Raw genomic sequence first — 18,174 nt, forward strand, 5'->3', positions numbered from 1 at the left:
CATCGAAGGCACCCTGCTTGGCAACGGGGAGCGCACCGGCAACATGGACATCGTCACCATGGCCATGAACCTCTACAGCCAGGGGATTGACCCCGAGCTGGACCTGTCTGACATGGATGCCATCGTCGCCACCGTGGGGGCCTGCACCCAGATTGCCCTGCACCCGCGCCACCCCTATGCCGGCGAGCTGGTCTACACGGCGTTTTCCGGCAGCCACCAGGACGCCATCCGCAAGTCTCTCGCGGCAGAAAAACCGGATCACTACTGGGACGTGGCTTACCTGCCCATCGACCCTGCCGATCTTGGTCGCAGCTACGAGGCGGTGATCCGCATCAACAGCCAGTCCGGCAAGGGAGGGGTGACCTATCTGCTGGAGCGTGACCTCGGTCTGCAACTGCCGCGCTGGCTGCAAATCGACTTCAGCCGCCGGGTGCAGGCCGAGGCTGAGGCGAGCAGCAGCGAAATCAGCCCGGAGCAGATCCGTACCCTGTTCGAGCAGCACTATCTTGAGCCGGCCCACGGCTATCGCATCGGGCGCTTCCAGCTCGGTCATGACAGTCAGGAGAGCCTGCGCCTGGAGTTGCAGACCCCCCACGGCACCCTGCAACTGTGCGGTGAAGGGGAGGGTGCCATCACGGCCCTGGTCAACGGCTGGCAGCGTCAGACCGGCATGCACATCGATGTGCTGGATTACTCCGAGCATGCGCTCACCGCCGGCACCGAATCCCGCGCCGCCGCCTATGTGCTGCTGAGCGTCGAGGGCACCCGGATGTGTGGCGTTGCCGTCGGTCGCGACGTGGTCAACGCCTCCCTGCAGGCGGTGATCAACGGCGCCGCCCAGCATCAGGCCCTGCGCCAGAGCGCCTGAGGCGGCACTGCCCGTTTGCCGTGAGGGCGAGCAGGGAAGGGCCGCCCACCCCGATGTCACGGCAGATCGCGCCGTCCCTGTTGCAACAATCCCCTGACCCATATGGTGAGGGGATTGTTTTTTATGGAAAAATCGGCCCACAATATCAGTGATTTGCCACCAGGAATGCCGTCGGGGTTCGCTGGCGATGGCAGCCAACGGCTGCCATTCGGGATAGAAGACATGCGCGCTTGGAGCCCAAAACATGATGAAGACTCCCCTCAGGTTATCCGTTCACCCCGCCCGGTTCTTCTCGCTTCCTCCCTGCCGTCGTCTCGCGCTGGTGAGCCTGCCCTGTCTGCTGCTGCTGACGGGGATCCTGGCCGGGGCCAGTTTTGATCCCCTGGCGGAGCACAACCTCTATACCGTCGGGGCTCTGGCCGAAGCGCTCAACGTGTTGACCCTGCTGTTCATGTTCTGGGTGGTGCAGTGTGCCCAGATCACCTTGAGAACCTATCTCTCCCTCACCGGCGGGCTGATCCTCTGGCTCGTTTCCGGCGTCATCGATCTGATGGATGAGGCCTATTTCCAGCCCTGGTGGCTCTCCACGGTGGAAGACAGCCTGCGCACGATCGGCATGCTGGCCTCGGCCTGGGGTGTGCTGCTGATGGTGCAGCAGATGTATGGCACCCAGATGCGGCTCTCCTCCCTCGCCATGTCAGACGAGCTGACCGGGCTCTCCAATCGCCGGGCGTTTCGCGCCGTGCTGGAGGCGCACGGAGAGGAGGGGACGCCGCTCCTGCTGCTGGATCTCGATCACTTCAAGCTGATCAACGATCGCTATGGCCACGCCATCGGCGACAATGTACTGCGTGAATTCAGCACCCTGCTGCGCCAGCTCTGCCCATTGGATGGGGTGGTGGCACGCCTTGGGGGAGAGGAGTTTGCCATCTGGCTGCCCGGCATGACGGGCGACAAGGCCCGTGCGCTGGCGGAGCAGATAAGGTGCGCGACCGAAGAGCTGGTCTCAGGTGACGGGGTAAGATTCACCGTGAGCCTTGCCCTGGGCATCAGCCAGAGCGGGGAGGGGGGGGATGCCCTGCTGCAGCGCACCGATCTCGCCCTCTATCAGGCCAAGCATCTGGGACGAAACCGGGTGGAGCTGGCGTGATGGCGCCAGGGGATGCCGCAGCCAGCGGGCCAGCAGGTTCATCCGCCTTCATCTTGTCAGACTTGTTCCCTACAATGTCCGCCTCCATGCATTCGAGCCCTCTCATTCGCGATGAGGGGCAGGTCCCGCTCTTCAGGAAGCCTTCATGATCCCCTCTTACTCTTTGTTTCATGCCCATTGGCGCTGGTTGTCACTGCTTACCCTTGCCCTGCTGTCGGGTTGTGCCAGCGAGCCTCCCGCCCCGACCAGCCCGGCGACGCCGGCGGGGCGCCCCACGCCTAAGGCGATGCAGCCGCAAAAACCGGCCGACATGAAGAGCCGCATCGTGCGCTTCCTGCCGCGCAACGTGGTGGACAAGCCGGGCTGGGCCAATGACGTGGTGACGGCGCTCACCACCCAGGGGCTGACGGTGAGCGATCACAACGTCTGCAGCGTGCTGGCGGTGGCGGAGCAGGAGGCGACCTATCAGGCGGACCCCGTGGTGCCCAACCTCAACAAGATTGCCTGGAAGGAGATCAATGCCCGGGCCGGCAAGCTGCTCATCCCCGAGTTCATGGTGCGCACGGCCCTCTCCATCCAATCCCCCACTGGCAAGAGCTATGCCGAGCGCATCGACAAGCTTCGCACCGAGCGGGAGATGAGCGAGATCTTCGAAGACATGATAGGCAGCGTCCCCATGGGCAAGCAGCTCTTTGGCAACCTCAACCCGGTGCGCACCGGCGGCCCCATGCAGGTGAGCGTCGCCTTTGCCGAAGCCAACGCCCGTGGCTACCCCTATCCCGTGAAGGAGTCCATTCGCCACGAGGTGTTCACTCGTCGCGGCGGCATCTGGTTTGGCACCAAACACATCTTCGGCTATCCCGCCGACTACCCGGATACCCTCTATCGCTTCGCCGACTTCAATGCGGGCTGGTACGCGAGCCGCAATGCGGCCTTCCAGGCGGCGGTAAGCCGGGTGAGTGGCAAGCCCCTGGCCCTGGACGGGGATCTCATCCGCTACGACTCGGATTTGCCCGGCAAGACCGAACTCGCGGTCCACAGCATCGCCAGCCGCGTCAACATGAGCAAGCAGGCCATTCACCAGAGCCTCAAGCTCGGGGACAGCAGCGACTTTGCCAAAAGCGATCTCTACCACAGGGTCTTCGCCCTGGCCGACAAACAGGCCGGGACACGGCAACCCCGCGCCATCCTGCCCGGCATCCAGCTAAAGAGCCCCAAGATCACCCGCAACCTCACCACCGCCTGGTTTGCCAAGCGGGTGGATGACAGGGAACAAGCCTGCGTCAGAAAGATGGCGACAATTAAGTGATGAGGCGTTTGGTCAGTAAGAAATATAACAGCCGGTTGCCATGATTAATGACAACCGGCTGAAGTCATTAATAGGCTCTCCAGCGATACCCCTTGGCCTGCATACAATCGGTGATGACTTCGTTTTTTTCCTCATCAGAGATATTGTTCAGACGGATCTCATATTTGCATTGAGACAATGCAGTGAGAGTGTCATCGTGTGACACGCCCTCTTTTCTCCATGTTGGCTGCGGGTCAGATGCGCAGGATGTCAGCAATATACTCATGCTGGCGATCACCATTGTTACCGATATTTTTTTTATGCTCATTCATCAATTCCTTTGAATAGAGGTTAACTGGGTTTGTGATTATGGCCCCATGGTTGCCAGGTCTGTACCGCGGTTATTTTTCTAGCGTGTAATTTTGAATGATGTCATCCCCCTGCATTTTGGATATCCGCTGCATCCCCAAAACTGGGTGCCTTGATGCTCCCCTCGGCTGGCGGTACGCAATACCATAAGGTTGCCACATCGGGGGCATGCAGGACTCTGCTCCGTGGGAGCAGGCAGGATGCGAGAGGAGGCAGTCGTATTGTCAGCCAGAAGGGTAGCAGAGGGCGATTTTCGTGAGGGCGCCAGGTGGCGCGCCTTTAGTTGTGCAACATGTTGTCTGTGGGTCTGCCAGTTGGGAGTCAATCGTGTTTGCTGGATGGTCTTGACCACCTGGATGATGTCTGCAGGGGTCAATACCTGTGTGGTCTTCTCCTTGATATATCGGATCAATCCACGGTTCATGACGTTGTCCGGCATTGGCGTCTTGAAAGTACAGTCGCCAATAAAGTAAATCACTGAGTGCAGTTGCTGATCCGCTAGGCCCAACAGGGCCTTCAGGGTCATGACGTGCAGATGATTTTGATGCAGCGGGTTTTGAAAACGATGCTTGCGGCGATATATCTGCTGAGTCCAGCTTTTATGGACCGGATTGCCGAATATCCATCCTTTCATGTTTTTTGTTTCGATCACGAACAGGCCAAACCGCGAAACAATCACATGATCTATCTGGGTAGTGCCCTGAGAAATCGGCAGGGTCACATCCTTGAGCAGGTGATATTCCCGTTTGTCGAGAAAGAGCCCGAGGCAGAGATTGAGAGGCCACTCCCCGACCATCCCTTTGAACCAGGGGCTTTTGACTATCGCGGCCAGCAACAGCAAGGGGAACACAAACCAGAGTTTGGTCAGCAACGGTGCCAGCAGACTGGTCACATCCATCTCATTCCTCCTCGGCTGTCGAAGCCATATCCGGCGCTACTAGCCAGTCCTGTTGGCTGGCAATGAACATGGGGCCCACTGGTGCCAGATGGAGTTGAGTGGGCGACAAAGCATGACTGTAGTGAGTGGTGTGAAGGAACGAAGAACAATCTTTATCAACTGGGCGGTACATCACGCAATTTTGGCTCCAGAGGGGCATCCACCATGGCGTACAGGCAGAGAAGGCCAATGGCGTGAGAGGGCTAAAAACTCATCGCCAGTCCGATGGAGTAGCCGCTGGTACTGTTGCTGAACATATAGCGGGCCACCAGCCGGGTGCGGGTGATGAAGATGTCGTACTTGCTGCTGTCGAGTTCGAGGCCAAGTCCCAGGGAGTTGAGGCTGTTGAAACCGAGCAGCCCCCGTTGCTGCCCCAGGTATTCGGTTCTGGCCCCTTCCAGCACGTAGCGAAGGGGCCTGTCCAGCAGGGTCCAGTGCCACAGGGGGGCGCGGCGGCGCAGGTAAAGCCCGAGGTTTTCCGCATCGGCCTGACCGCTGACGCTCTCGGCGGTGCCGGTGAAGCTTTGCAGATGCTGGTAGGAGTAGCGCAGCTCGGCATCGATGTCCTGGGCGGCGGAGAAGAGCTCATAGTCCAGCATCAATGAGCCGCCGAGGCCGTAGACATTGAGGGTGCCGCCGTCGAGGAAGTCCAGATTCTTGCCGCTCCTGTGCTCGAGCAGGGCGGCCCCGATGCGAAGGTCGCTGGCCACCGTGCCCAGGGTGACATTGGCGATGGGCCGCAGCACCAGATTGCCACCAAAGCGATCCCGGTGGACGCCGACATCCCAGCCGATGCCGCCGGTGGCGCTCAGGCTGTTCCATTTGGTGGGAATGGTGCGGGTCTCGTTGCCATCGGTGAACACGAACTGGGGATCGTAGCGGCTGTAGCCCAGGGTGCCCTCCAGATAGAGGGGAACATCCTCGCTCAGGGTGGCGCCACCCCCGAGCTGGGTGATGGTGAGGGCGGAGGTGTCGTTGGTGCCGCTGCCGATATCCAGGTTGCTGGCGGTGATATCCGGCACCACGGCGTAGCTCATCAGGGAGACGACGGCGTTGGCGCGCTGTTGCACCAGGCTCTCGTCGCTGGCTCGGGCCTTTGTCACAAGACCGGCAGAGACGCCAGCAAGCACCGCCAGCAAGGAAAGTGTGTGAGAAGAGAGCTGTCTTGCCATACCTGGCTCCATGAGTAGCCCGTCCATCGGGGCATGTTCACACTGTAACGGGTTTCATCTGGCTTGGCAGCCTGGCAAGGGCTGGCCCGTCCTGTTTTGGGCGTGCGCATTGGGCCGCGAGAAGGGTGAACCGCTGGGCAGAAATCACAGACATTAATTTATTGTTCAGTTCCCCGGGTGTATAAGAGGCCTCCCATACGAACATTGGGGTGGTAGCAGGGATGGATTACCAGACGGGGCCTTCGGGTCATCATGACGAATGCGCATTACGTTGATGGGAGTCACACCAGATGCAGGACATGCTGCTTGCCATATGGCATCAGGATTTTGATCAGCTTATACAAATGCAGGCAATCGGTCTGCTCGTCACCTGTCTGGTGGTGATCCTCTTCCTTGAATCGAGCTTCGTCTTTCTGCCCCTGCCCGGTGACAGCCTGGTGCTGCTGGCGGGCGGTCTGGTGGGCATGGGGGTGCTGGGGCCCGAGGTGACCTTGCTCTATCTGCCGCTCGCGGCCGGGATAGGGAGCGTGCTCGCCTACTGGCAAGGGCAGGCACTGCATGGCACCCGTTTCATGGGCCATGTGGAGCGAATGATCCCGGAAGGGAGCCTGCCCAGGGCCTCCCGACTGCTGGATCGTTACGGCTTCTGGGCCATGTTCGTGTCCCGTTTCATCCCCTTCGTGAGAGTGTTGACCCCCATGTTGATGGGAGTCTCCCGCCTGCACCTGCTGCGGGTGGCCGTGGCGAGTTTTGCCAGCGCCTTCCTCTGGTCCCTGGTGCTGAGCATGGCCGGCAAGATGGTGATGGCGACCCCGGTCTTTGCCCATCATCAGGAGCTGCTGACCAAGTGCCTGCTTGTCACCTCTTTCGGGTTGTTCGTCATCGCGGTGGCGGCCATCGGCATGCGGCTGCTCAAGCGTCCGAGCAAGCGGGTGCGCTGATCTCACTGCCCGGGCTGCGCCTGCTGCCGCGTCTGGAGAGCGCAGCCCCCGGAAAAATACAGGCCATTTGAGGCGGCATTCCTGTCGCCTATCTGTTACACTTCGCGCCCGCCATTTTCCGGCTCATCTTCTGATCTGATGTCAGACCCAGCCGTCCTTGGCTCCACGCCTCGCCGATGCCAGGCCACACGCCGGCCCAGGCCACCCACGCCAACTACAGCTCCGCTGGAACACAGGAACCCAACATGAGATTTGAATCGTTCGATTTTGCCCCCGAGATTTTGCGCGCCATCTCAGATTGCGGTTATCAGGAGATGACCCCTGTGCAGAGCCAGGCCATCCCGGCCATTCGCCGTGGCCGCGATGTGCTGGCCAGTGCCCAGACCGGTACCGGCAAGACAGCCGCCTTTGCGTTGCCCATCCTGCAACGCCTGGTAGACAACCCGGCGCCGGTGCAGCCTTCCAATGCCCGCGTGCTGATCCTGACCCCGACCCGCGAGCTGGCGGCCCAGGTGGCGAGCAATATCAACGATTTCGCCAAGTATCTTGATATCACTACCCTCACCATCGTGGGTGGCGGCAAACAGGATGTGCAGGCCAAGAAGCTCAAAGCGGGCGCACACATCATAGTGGCCACCCCTGGCCGTCTGCTCGAGCACCTCACCGCCTGCAACCTGAGCCTCTCCGGGGTCGAGACCCTGGTGCTGGACGAGGCGGATCGCATCCTCGACATGGGCTTTAGCGCCGATGTGCAGCAGATCCTGCAGGCGGTCAACAAGACCCGCCAGAACCTGCTCTTCTCCGCCACCTTCTCCGAGGCGGTGAAAAAGCTGGCCAACCTCATGCTGGACAAACCCCAGGTGGTGGCCGTCGACAAGCAGAACTCCACTGCCGACACCGTGAGCCACACCGTTTATCCGGTGGAACAGAAGCGCAAGCGCGAGCTGCTCTCCGAGCTTATCGGCAAGCAGAACTGGCAGCAGGTGCTGGTGTTTGCCAGCACCCGCGAGAGCTGCGATGAACTGGTGGAGGAGCTCAACCTCGACGGCATCAAGTCTGCCGTGGTACACGGTGACAAGGCCCAGGGGAGCCGTCGCCGCGCCTTGCGTGAATTCACCGAAGGCAAGCTGCGGGTGCTGGTGGCCACCGAGGTGGCCGCCCGCGGCCTGGACATTCCGAGCCTGGAATACGTGGTCAACTATGATCTGCCGTTCCTCGCGGAAGATTACGTGCACCGTATCGGCCGAACCGGTCGCGCTGGCAAGAGCGGCATGGCCATCTCCTTCGTCAGTCGCGAGGAGGAGCGCACCCTGCTGGAGATCGAGGCCCTCATCGGCCAGAAGATCCGCCGCATCATGGTGCCGGGTTACGAGGTGAGCAGCCGTGACGACCTCATCAAGCAGTTGCAGGAGCGCCGCCGCTTCGGCAAGCGCCCGCAGCGTGAAGACAATGCCGCCGCCCAGGCCATGGCCGAGGCGAAACTGCAAGGTCAGCGCCTCAAGCGTCTGGCGGCGGCCAAGAAGCCCCGTCAGCCGAAATAAGGCAACGTCGCACCCTCCCGGTCGGGGAGGGGCGTTTACTCTCCAAAGGCGCCACTGGCGCCTTTGTGCTGTCGATGACGCGGCCCCTGGCCGCCCCGTTTCAGAGGATCCGAGATGACCCTTCCTGCTTACAATCAGGCCCTGCTCGAGATGGCCCGCCAGAGCCTGGCGGAGCTGGAGCGCACCGCTGCCCAGAAGACGGGCAAACGCACCCCCGCCCAGGAGAGCCACTTTCTCTGTACCTGGATGGCGGATTCTCTCAAGGAGAAACGCTTCTCCCGGCTGGTGATGGAGGATCTCAAGGCCTGGGTGCAACTGGGGCGGACGCTGGGGGCGGGGGCCGATCTCAAGGGGCTGCTTGAGCGGGTGCAGCGCCAGTATGAGCGTGCCATGCATGAGCCGGTACAGCTGGGGGCGCGCCTGGCCGATCTGCTTTTGGCGCTGGAGGGGGCGGGCTGGCTGGTGTTCACCGACAGCGAACTGAACACCCGGCAGCGGCTGCTGAGCCAGGGGCAATCCAGCCTGATCATCTCGGCCAGCGAGTATCAGGGCCATATCGAGGGAGGTGAGCTGGTCAAGCCCCTCACCCTCTATGTGCGCGGGGACGAGCAGGTACTGGCCGAGGCGGCATTTGCCCGGGGCCTGCTGCTGAGCCAGGGCAACAAGAAAACCACCCTGGTCAAGCACCACAAGGCCTATCGGCTGATGCCGGGCAACGCGCAGCCTGCCCTGGCGCTGCTGGCCTCCTGATCCCGCCTTCTCATCCCGTCACCCGGCCCTGCGCCGGGTTTTTTTATGGCAAATGCACCCCACGGGGTTGCCTGCACGCTCGGGCCGGGCGGGCAATCTTTGTCGCAGCCAAGGAGCTCCCCCTCTGATGGGGGGCGTCCCCCATATGGAGGGATGGTGGGGTGGTGCTTCTGCTCTAGGGTGGATGGGCCCCAAAGAGGGCCTTAAAGGAAGCAGACCGCCTGACAAGGCGACACTCAATGAATGAGGAAACATGATGAAAGCGACTCCAATTGCCCTGTTGCTGGCCGGCGTGCTGGCGTCCCCGCTCTGCGCCGCCGGACTCGATGCCCGGCTCACTCTGGTGGAGGGCAGCACAGACGATGTGCGCGTCAACCTGACCCTGACCAACACCGGGGAGAAGCCGGTTCGTCTGCTCAAATGGCAACTGCCAGGCAGCGAGGATGCTCCCCTGTTCCAGGTGGAGCGTGACGGCCAGCCGGTGGATTACGAAGGGGCCCTGATCAAGCGGGCCGCCCCGAGTGACAAGGACTACCAACTGCTCAAGGCGGGCCAGAGCCTGACAGTGCAGGCGGAGGTCTCCGGTCTCTACGACATGAGTGCCCAGGGCCAGTACAGCATCCGTTACCTGCTGCCGACCGTGGCGCAGGAGGGGAAAGCGGCCAAGGCCAAACAGGCCCAGGCGAGCGAGTCCAATGCCGTGACCCTCTGGGTGGACGGTGTGAGCGACGATCGGGTGCTGGCCAAGGCGGCGGTGGCCGAGCCCCAGGCGGTGAGCGCCTCGGTCAGCTTCAGCGGCCGTTGCACCAACACCCAGAAGAGCGACATCCTGGCGGCGCTCGATGCCGCGAGTGGCATCGCCAACAACTCCAGCAGCTACCTCGCGGTGGACAAGCCGAATGGGCAGCGCTACCGCAGCTGGTTTGGCGCCTATGACGCCACCCGCTGGAACCAGGCCGAGACCAACTTCAGCAAGATCAAGGATGCCATCGACAACAAGCCGCTCACCTTCGACTGCGGTTGCAAGCAGAGTTACTTTGCCTATGTCTATCCGGACCAGCCCTACAAGGTCTATCTGTGCAAGAGCTTCTGGACTGCGCCGGTCACCGGGACCGATTCCCGCGCTGGCACCATTGTCCACGAGCTGAGCCACTTCAACGTGGTGGCGGGCACTGACGATCTGGGATACGGTCAGGCCAATGCGCGCAATCTGGCGAGCACGGATCCCCAGAAGGCCCTGAACAATGCCGACAACCACGAATATTTCGCCGAGAATACCCCGAGCGAAAATTGAGTTGCAAACAGGGGCCGGATGGCCCCTTTTTTGACGGAGGCACCATGATGACACTCTTGCTCACCACCCTGGCACTGGCGCCCTTGCAGTGCGAGCTGTCGGTCAGCGCAGAGAGCGGGGTGAACGAACCCCTGCCCCTGGTGATGACCCTGACCAACCGGGGGGAGACGCCCCTCGAGGTATTGACCTGGTTCACCCCCTTCGAGGGGTGGTTTGCCGATGCCATCGACCTGACCCGCGATGGGCAGCCGCTGGACTATCGAGGGCCGCTTGCCAAGCGAGGTACCCCCGGGGACGGCGACTTCCTGCACCTGGGGGCGGGGGAGCAGAGCCAGGCCGATGCGGATCTGGCGCAGGCCTACGATCTGTCCCAACCGGGCCGCTACCGGCTCAGCTATCGTGCCCAGCCCCTGACGCTGACCAAGGGCGTGGCGCCCAGCTGCCCCGCCATCGACTTTACCCGGGTGGCCCCCTAGGCGATCTGCGGCTTGCCCTTGGTATCCAGCAGCCCGACGGCGCGGGGGGCCCCGCCAGACCGCGTGACGATTGGCTTTCCCGCCAGCAGCAGTGCACCAGCGTGATCACATAGTGAGCCAGAGTGTTGTCTTTATCCGGATGACGCAGGGGATGGGCCACCGAGTGGGTTGATAGCAAAATGATGAACATGAGGGGCGGTCCAGCCATGCCATGCACCGGGCCGACTCGTTTACACAGTCAAGGAGGAGACATGGCACTGGAACAACTGAAACGGGAGTTGGAGCGCTTTGGCGAGCAGAATGACGGCGCGCAACACTCCCGTGGCAGCAAGATGCTCAACATTACCCGCGACACCGGCGAACTGCTAGCGGTGCTGGTGCAGACGAGGGGGGCGCAGGCTGTGCTGGAGATCGGCACCTCCAACGGTTACTCCACCCTCTGGCTGGCCGAGGCAGTGAAACGGCTGGGGGGCCGGGTGACCACCATCGAGCTGGACGAGGGCAAACGGACCATGGCGGCGACCAACTTTCAGCGGGCCGGGCTCACTCCCTGGATTGAGCAGCTGGCGGGGGAGGCCGGCAGCCTGTTGCCCTGCCTGCCGACGGCGGGCTATCAGCTCATTTTTCTGGACTCCGATCGCCTGCACTATCAGGCCTGGTGGCCCGAGATCCAGCGCCTGCTTGCCCCCCGCGGTCTGCTGGTGGTGGACAATGCCATCTCCCATGAAGACGAGATGAGGGAGTGGATGGCACAGGTGCGGCGTGACCCCGATTTCCTGACTTCCCTGGTGCCGGTGGGCAAGGGGGAGTGGCTGGTGGTGCGGTTGTAGGGGAAAGGCATGGAAAACAAGACCATGGAACCAAAAGCAGTTGTGGAGGCCTACTGGCAGGCCATGCAAAGCAACGATTTCGTCAAGACCCCCAGGTGGCTGAGCGATGACTTTCTCTGTGACTGGCCAACGTCGGGGGGGCGGCGCGAGGGGCGGGTCAACTTCGTCGAGGTCCATCGGCGCTACCCGGCGGCCGGGCCCTGGAATGTCGACATCGTCCGCCTGCCGGAGCAGGGCGGGAGGTGGTGATCGAAGTGGTGATCACTGACGGTGACGTCAAGGCGCGCGACATCGCGCCTTTACCTTCCACGTGGTGCGTGGCAATGCCATGTGCCATCAGACCGAATGTTGGCCCGATTGATACGTTGTGTCGTAACTGGGCCACTGCCATCCCGCGGGAGCTGCAACCCGCCTGATATGGTTTCCGCTGACGGAGCGCCGCCAGCGGGGCAATTCCTCGGCTAGCCCGGCCATTATTTATTCGTTATCCATTATTTCGCTAAATATCCCCGTATTTCATGGTTGGGTCATGCCATGAGCCACGTTATGTTTCATCCATACCGCCAGCAAGCACTATGAAGGTTATCTCTGCCGATAATTAATTTAAATTAAACATGATAACCGGCTGGTTTTATTTTGTGGTGGTTGGCAAGCGCTCTGGATGTTCATAAATATAACGAGGTGAATAATGAAAAAACGGCACTCCCTGTTTTTAATGGCGGCACTTCCGCTGGCACTCATGACATCGGTACAGGCACAGTCAAGCCTGGCCGAGATCCAGCGGGCCGGAGTGATCAAGATCGGCACCGAAGGGACCTATCCCCCCTTCACCTACCACGACAAGAGCGGCAAGCTGGTGGGCTTTGACGTGGAGATCGGCGAGCTGATTGCAAGCGGTCTGGGCGTGAAGCCGCAGTTCGTCGAGGGCAAGTGGGACGGCCTCATCGCCGGGGTGGACGCCAAGCGCTACGACCTGGTGCTCAACGAAGTGGCCATCACCCCTGAACGGCTGAAAAAATATGATTTTTCAGATCCCTACATCACCTCCAAGGCGGTGATCGTGGTGCACAGCGACAACCAAAGCATCAAGAGTTTTGCCGATCTGAAGGGCAAGAAATCCTCCCAGTCCCTGACCAGCAACTTCGCCCAGCTGGCGAAATCATCGGGCGCCGAGGTGGTGGCCACCGAGGGATTCAACCAGTCACTCGAACTGGTGCTGACCGGGCGGGTGGATGCTACCATCAACGACAGCCTCTCCTTCCTCGACTTCAAGAAACAGAAGCCGGACGCCAAATTGAAGGTGGCGGCCAGCGAGGCCAAGGGGGATCAATCTGCCGCCCTGCTCGCCAAGGGGCAACCCGAGTTGCTGGCTGCCATCAATCAGGCGCTGCGCAATGCCAAGCAGGATGGCGCATATCAGAAAATATCGCAGAAATATTTCGGCACCGACGTCTCGCAATAATATCGTGGCAACATAATAACAACTGAGGATATTAACGTGCCGGCCTGGTTGCAGTTAATGATCGACTCTTTTTGGCCCCTGCTCAGTGCGGGGCTTATTTTTACTGTGCTACTCACTCTGATTACCTTCGTGCTGGGAATCGTGCTCGGCTTGTCGGTGGCGCTGGCCAGATTATATGGTCCGGCTCCGCTGGTGATGCTGGTCCGCTTCTATGTCTGGCTTATTCGGGGCACGCCCCTGCTGGTGCAGCTGTTTCTGATCTTTTACGGTCTGCCGAGCGCCGGCATCGTGCTGGACGCCTTCACCGCCGCCGTCATCGGTTTCACCCTCAACATCGGTGCCTACAGCTCGGAGATCATTCGTGCCACCCTGGCGGCCATCCCCAAGGGGCAGTGGGAGGCGGCCTACTCCATCGGCATGAACTGGCCCCAGGTGATGTGGCGGGTGATCCTGCCGCAGGCGGCGCGCATCGCGGTGCCACCGCTCTCCAACACCTTCATCTCCCTGGTCAAAGACACGTCGCTGGCGGCGGCGGTGACCGTGCCCGAGCTGTTTCAGGCGGCCCAGCGCCTCGCCTCCGTCACCTATGAGCCGCTCATTCTCTATATCGAGACGGCCCTCATCTACCTGATGTTCAGCTCGGTGCTCTCCACCCTGCAAGACAGGCTGGAGCAGCGACTGGCTCACAAAGAGACCCGGGAGGTCGCCCTATGATCCGCTTGAGTGGCATCGAGAAACAGTTTGCGGGGCAGCGCGTGTTGAAAGGGGTGGGGCTGGCGATGGCCGCGGGCAGCGTCACTGCCCTGATCGGTCCCTCCGGCAGCGGCAAGAGTACCCTGCTGCGCTGCGTGAACCTGCTGGAGCGACCCGATGCAGGCCAGCTGGTGCTGGGGGGCAGCGAGCTCGACTTTACCCGGCATCTGTCACGGCAAAGCGTGCTGGCCCTGCGCCAGCAGACCGGCATGGTGTTCCAGAATTTCCAGCTGTTCCCGCACATGACGGTGCTGGAGAACGTGATGGAAGGGTTGGTGACCGTGTTGAAGTGGCCCAGGGAGAGGGCAGTGGCGCGCGCCCTGCAACTGCTCGACAAGGTGGGGCTCAGGCACAAGGCCGAGGCGGTGCCTGCCACCCTCTCCGGCGGTCAGCAGCAGCGGGTCGCCATTGCCCGGGCGCTGGCGCCATCCCCCAAGGTGCTGCTCTGTGACGAGCCTACCTCGGCACTGGATCCCGAGCTTGCCTAGGAGGTGGTGGCCGTGCTGCGCCAGCTGGCCAGTGAGGGGACCACCATGCTGATCGCCACCCATGACTTGCGTCTTGCAGCCCAGATTGCGCAGCAGGTGATCTTCCTGGAGGCCGGGGAGGTGGTGGAGGCGGGCAGTGCGCGTCAGATGTTCACCACCCCCAAGCGGGCACGTACCTTCGAATACATCTCCACCCTCACCGAACGGCTGCCGGAGAGCTGGAGTATCTAGCCGGTTCTGGCGGATTGAGAGCGAGATAAAAAAAACAGCCCCGCACGAGCGGGGCTGTTTGCATGGCTGCTTGGTTATGGCGGCAGATCACACGGCCAGGTAGTCCATGATCCCTTCGGCCGCCTTGCGACCCTCATAAATGGCAGTCACCACCAGATCCGAGCCGCGCACCGCGTCACCACCGGCGAACACCTTGGGGTTGCTGGTCTGGAAGGCGTACTCTGCCTTCTCGGGCGCCTTGATGCGATCCCGGCCGTCGAGCTCGACGCCGTGCTCTGCCATCCAGGGCTGGGGGTTGGGCTGGAAGCCGAACGCCATCACCACCGCATCGGCGGGCAGCACCTGCTCGGAGCCTTCAATGACTACCGGATTGCGGCGGCCATTGGCATCGGGGGCGCCAAGCTCGGTGCTCACCACCTTGATGCCGCAGGTGCGGCCGTGAGCGTCCAGTTCGACCCCGACAGGTTGCAGGTTGAACATAAATTCCACCCCTTCCTCCTGGGCGTTTTTCACCTCCCGCTTGGAGCCCGGCATGTTCTCGGCATCCCGGCGGTAGGCGCAGATCACCCGATCGGCCCCCTGGCGGATGGCGGTGCGCACGCAGTCCATGGCGGTGTCGCCGCCCCCCAGCACCACAACCTGCTTGCCGGCGAAGTCGATGTAGTCGGCTTGCGCCTTCTCAAAGCCCAGCAAGCGATTGGCGTTGGAGATTAGGTAGGGCAGGGCGTCATAGACCCCCGGCGCCTCTTCGTTGGCAAAACCGCCCTTCATGTACTTGTAGGTGCCGACCCCGAGGAAGACCGCATCGAACTCGCCGAGCAGGTCGGCGAAGGTGACGTCACGGCCCACTTCGGTCTCGAGGCGAAACTCCACCCCCATCCCCTCGAAGATCTCGCGGCGGCGCTGCATCACCTCTTTCTCCAGCTTGAAGGAGGGGATACCGAAGGTGAGCAGGCCGCCGATCTCCGGGTACTTGTCGAACACCACAGGGGTGACGCCATTGCGTGCCAGCACGTCGGCACAGGCAAGGCCCGCGGGGCCCGCGCCAATGACGGCGACCCGCTTGCCTGTCTTGACCACCTTGGAGAGATCCGGGCGCCAGCCCATCTCGAACGCCTTGTCGGTGATGTATTTTTCGATGTTGCCTATGGTCACGGCGCCGAATCTGTCGTTGAGGGTGCAAGCACCCTCACACAGTCTGTCTTGCGGGCAAACGCGGCCACATACCTCCGGCAGGCTGTTGGTCTGGTGGGAGAGTTCCACCGCCTCCAGGATGCGTCCCTCGTTGGCCAGCTTCAGCCAGTTGGGGATGTAGTTGTGTACCGGGCACTTCCACTCGCAATAGGGGTTGCCGCAGTCGAGGCAGCGATCCGCCTGCATGCCGACCTGGGCCTGGTTGAAGGGCTCGTAGATCTCCACGAACTGGATCTTGCGGATCTTGAGCGGCTTCTTGGGCGGGTCGACCCGCTGGACATCGATAAACTGGAATACGTTCTGGCTCATAGGGTTCCCTCCTTATTGCGCCTGGATTCTGAGTTCTGCACTGGAACGGCTGGTGTGGCCAAGCAGCGATTTGACGTCGCTGGACTTGGGTTTGATCAGCCTGAACTTGGGCACATAGGAGTCGAAGTTGGCCAGGATCTCCTCGGCACGCGAGCTGCCTGTCTCGTTGAGGTGCGCCGTGATGATACCGCGCAGGTGCTCCTGGTGGATGGCCAGATCCGCCACCTCCAGCAGTTCGACCAGCTCGGGGTTGGTGCGCTTGGCAAAGTTGCCGCACTCGTCGAGCACGTAGGCGAAACCGCCTGTCATGCCCGCCGCGAAGTTGACACCGGTCTTGCCGAGCACGGTGACGATGCCGCCTGTCATGTATTCACAGCCGTTGTCGCCAATCCCCTCGACCACCGCCAAGGCCCCTGAGTTGCGCACCGCGAACCGCTCGCCTGCGGTCCCTGCGGCATAGAGCTTGCCGCCGGTGGCGCCATAGAGGCAGGTGTTGCCGATGATGGCCGCCTCGTGGGATTTGAACGCCACGCCGACGTGGGGTTTGATCACCAGCTTGCCGCCGGTCATCCCCTTGCCCACGTAGTCGTTGGCATCCCCGGTGAGGATCATCTCAAGGCCGCCGGCGTTCCAGACGCCGAAGCTCTGGCCGGCGGTGCCGTTGAAGTGCACCTTGACCGGATCGGCCGCCATGCCCTGGTTGCCGTGGCGCTTGACGATCTCGCCGGACAGACGCGCACCCACGGAGCGGTCGGTGTTGCGGATGTCGTAGCGGAACTCGCCGCCACTCATGTTTTCCACCGCCTCCAGCAGGTCTTCCACCATCTTGAGGTTCAAGGGCCCCTTGTCGAAGGTGGGGTTGTGCTGCTGGCTGAACAGACTGGAGCCTGCCGGTGCAACCGGGGCCGCCAGGATGCCGGACAAGTCCAGCTTGGCCTGACGGGCGGTGAGGCCGGGCAGGGCTTCCAGCAGGTCGGTACGACCGATGAGGTCGGTGAGCTGGGTGACGCCAAGCTCGGCCATCAGCTCGCGCGTCTCCTCGGCGATGAACTTGAAGTAGTTCATCACCATCTCCGGTAGGCCGGTGAAGTGTTCGCGGCGCAGCTTCTCATCCTGGGTGGCGACGCCGGTGGCGCAGTTGTTCAGGTGGCAGATACGCAGGTATTTGCAACCGAGTGCCACCATGGGGCCGGTACCGAAACCAAAGCTCTCGGCGCCGAGGATGGCCGCCTTGATGATGTCCAGACCGGTCTTGAGACCGCCATCCACCTGCAGGCGCACCTTGTGGCGCAGGCCGTTGGCCACCAGCGCCTGCTGGGTTTCGGCCAGGCCCAGCTCCCAGGGGGAGCCGGCGTATTTGACCGAGGTGAGCGGGCTGGCGCCGGTGCCGCCGTCGTAGCCGGAGACGGTAATGAAGTCCGCATAGGCCTTGGCCACGCCACAGGCGATGGTGCCGACGCCAGGTTCGGACACCAGTTTCACCGACACCAGGCAGTTCGGGTTGATCTGCTTGATGTCGAAGATGAGCTGGGCCAGATCCTCGATGGAGTAGATGTCGTGGTGGGGCGGCGGGGAGATCAGGGTCACGCCGGGCACGGAGTAGCGCAGCTGGGCGATTTGCGCGGTGACCTTGTCACCGGGCAGCTGGCCCCCTTCACCGGGCTTGGCACCCTGGGCGACTTTTATCTGCACCACGTCCGCGTTCATCAGGTAGTGAGGGGTGACGCCAAAGCGACCGGACGCCACCTGCTTGATGCGAGAGTTCTTCTCGGTACCAAAACGCTTGGGATCTTCACCGCCTTCGCCGGAGTTGCTCTGACCGCCGAGGCGGTTCATGGCGATGGCCAGGGCCTCGTGGGCTTCAGGGCCGAGGGCGCCGATGGACATGGCCGCGGAGTCGAAGCGGGGGAACAGCCTGGCGGCTGGCTCCACCTGATCCAGCGCAACCGGGGTGGTGCCCTGTTTGAGCGACAGCAGATCCCGCAGGGTGGCGACCGGGCGCTCGTTCACCAGACGGGCATACTCCTTGTAATCGGCGTAGTTGCCGGAGCGCACCGCCACTTGCAGGGTCTGAACCACGTCCGGGTTGTAGGTGTGGTACTCGCCACCGTGGAACTGTGA

At 62.0% G+C, this 18,174-nt stretch carries 19 protein-coding genes; 14 read left to right on the top strand and 5 right to left on the bottom strand.

Annotated elements, in window-relative coordinates; all coding sequences use genetic code 11:
* The 3 genes from AACR77_RS01920 to AACR77_RS01930 all read left to right on the top strand — a co-directional run.
* A partial coding sequence (locus AACR77_RS01920) for an alpha-isopropylmalate synthase regulatory domain-containing protein (protein ID WP_042879432.1) occupies positions 1-868 on the top strand: 868 nt, incomplete at its 5' end.
* A gap of 244 nt (positions 869-1,112) precedes the next feature.
* Positions 1,113-2,018: a GGDEF domain-containing protein gene (locus tag AACR77_RS01925; protein WP_052224767.1), complete on the top strand. Its 906-nt coding sequence runs from the start codon at positions 1,113-1,115 to the stop codon at positions 2,016-2,018.
* 145 nt (positions 2,019-2,163) lie between these two features.
* Positions 2,164-3,327, top strand: coding sequence for a DUF1615 domain-containing protein (locus AACR77_RS01930; protein ID WP_052224768.1), 1,164 nt, complete (start codon positions 2,164-2,166; stop codon positions 3,325-3,327).
* A gap of 67 nt (positions 3,328-3,394) precedes the next feature.
* On the opposite strand, the gene AACR77_RS01935 is transcribed toward AACR77_RS01930, so the two are convergent.
* The 3 genes from AACR77_RS01935 to AACR77_RS01945 form a co-directional block, all read right to left on the bottom strand.
* Entirely contained in the window at positions 3,395-3,634 is a 240-nt protein-coding gene (locus AACR77_RS01935; RefSeq protein WP_052224769.1) for a hypothetical protein, read from the bottom strand.
* Between the two features lie 81 nt (positions 3,635-3,715).
* Positions 3,716-4,573: a nuclease-related domain-containing protein gene (locus AACR77_RS01940; RefSeq protein ID WP_042879434.1), complete on the bottom strand. Its 858-nt coding sequence runs from the start codon at positions 4,571-4,573 to the stop codon at positions 3,716-3,718.
* Positions 4,574-4,815: 242 nt separating this feature from the next.
* A complete protein-coding gene (locus tag AACR77_RS01945; RefSeq protein WP_042879437.1) occupies positions 4,816-5,784 on the bottom strand; it encodes an autotransporter domain-containing protein in 969 nt (322 codons plus the stop codon).
* A gap of 290 nt (positions 5,785-6,074) precedes the next feature.
* On the opposite strand from AACR77_RS01945, the gene AACR77_RS01950 reads away from it, so the two are divergent.
* The 11 genes from AACR77_RS01950 to AACR77_RS02000 all read left to right on the top strand — a co-directional run bounded on the left by AACR77_RS01950 (position 6,075) and on the right by AACR77_RS02000 (position 14,550).
* Complete coding sequence (locus AACR77_RS01950) at positions 6,075-6,725, top strand: DedA family protein (RefSeq protein WP_039040377.1); 651 nt, start codon at positions 6,075-6,077, stop codon at positions 6,723-6,725.
* A gap of 245 nt (positions 6,726-6,970) precedes the next feature.
* Entirely contained in the window at positions 6,971-8,266 is a 1,296-nt protein-coding gene (locus AACR77_RS01955) for a DEAD/DEAH box helicase (protein ID WP_010675179.1), read from the top strand.
* Positions 8,267-8,380: 114 nt separating this feature from the next.
* Complete coding sequence (locus AACR77_RS01960; RefSeq protein ID WP_042879439.1) at positions 8,381-9,016, top strand: DUF2913 family protein; 636 nt, start codon at positions 8,381-8,383, stop codon at positions 9,014-9,016.
* Between the two features lie 253 nt (positions 9,017-9,269).
* Positions 9,270-10,310 carry a M35 family metallo-endopeptidase gene (locus AACR77_RS01965; RefSeq protein ID WP_029314738.1) on the top strand — a complete coding sequence of 347 codons (1,041 nt, stop codon included), beginning with the start codon at positions 9,270-9,272 and terminating at the stop codon, positions 10,308-10,310.
* A 44-nt stretch (positions 10,311-10,354) separates the two neighbouring features.
* Positions 10,355-10,786, top strand: coding sequence for a hypothetical protein (locus AACR77_RS01970; protein ID WP_041213092.1), 432 nt, complete (start codon positions 10,355-10,357; stop codon positions 10,784-10,786).
* Positions 10,787-11,037: 251 nt separating this feature from the next.
* Complete coding sequence (locus AACR77_RS01975) at positions 11,038-11,616, top strand: O-methyltransferase (RefSeq protein ID WP_042014667.1); 579 nt, start codon at positions 11,038-11,040, stop codon at positions 11,614-11,616.
* Positions 11,617-11,640: 24 nt separating this feature from the next.
* The gene (locus tag AACR77_RS01980) at positions 11,641-11,865 is read left to right on the top strand and encodes a hypothetical protein (RefSeq protein WP_231563126.1); all 225 of its coding nucleotides are present in this window, start codon (positions 11,641-11,643) and stop codon (positions 11,863-11,865) included.
* A 439-nt stretch (positions 11,866-12,304) separates the two neighbouring features.
* Positions 12,305-13,078 (top strand): amino acid ABC transporter substrate-binding protein, encoded by a 774-nt coding sequence (locus AACR77_RS01985; RefSeq protein ID WP_042879441.1) that lies wholly within the window; start codon positions 12,305-12,307, stop codon positions 13,076-13,078.
* A 57-nt stretch (positions 13,079-13,135) separates the two neighbouring features.
* Positions 13,136-13,792 (top strand): amino acid ABC transporter permease, encoded by a 657-nt coding sequence (locus tag AACR77_RS01990; RefSeq protein WP_193557390.1) that lies wholly within the window; start codon positions 13,136-13,138, stop codon positions 13,790-13,792.
* Positions 13,789-14,319 (top strand): amino acid ABC transporter ATP-binding protein, encoded by a 531-nt coding sequence (locus AACR77_RS01995; RefSeq protein WP_231563127.1) that lies wholly within the window; start codon positions 13,789-13,791, stop codon positions 14,317-14,319. Before AACR77_RS01990 ends, AACR77_RS01995 begins: the two co-directional genes overlap by 4 nt.
* A 3-nt stretch (positions 14,320-14,322) precedes the next feature.
* Positions 14,323-14,550 carry a hypothetical protein gene (locus tag AACR77_RS02000; protein WP_339373208.1) on the top strand — a complete coding sequence of 76 codons (228 nt, stop codon included), beginning with the start codon at positions 14,323-14,325 and terminating at the stop codon, positions 14,548-14,550.
* Positions 14,551-14,637: 87 nt separating this feature from the next.
* Here AACR77_RS02000 and AACR77_RS02005 read toward each other — a convergent pair whose 3' ends face one another.
* Positions 14,638-16,053 (bottom strand): FAD-dependent oxidoreductase, encoded by a 1,416-nt coding sequence (locus AACR77_RS02005; protein WP_039040371.1) that lies wholly within the window; start codon positions 16,051-16,053, stop codon positions 14,638-14,640.
* Between the two features lie 12 nt (positions 16,054-16,065).
* Positions 16,066-18,174, bottom strand: a 2,109-nt coding sequence (gene gltB, locus AACR77_RS02010; RefSeq protein ID WP_042879445.1) for a glutamate synthase large subunit, incomplete at its 5' end; no start/stop codon positions are given.

The sequence above is a fragment of the Aeromonas sp. ZOR0002 genome, assembly GCF_963866995.1.
GTDB lineage: Bacteria > Pseudomonadota > Gammaproteobacteria > Enterobacterales > Aeromonadaceae > Aeromonas > Aeromonas caviae.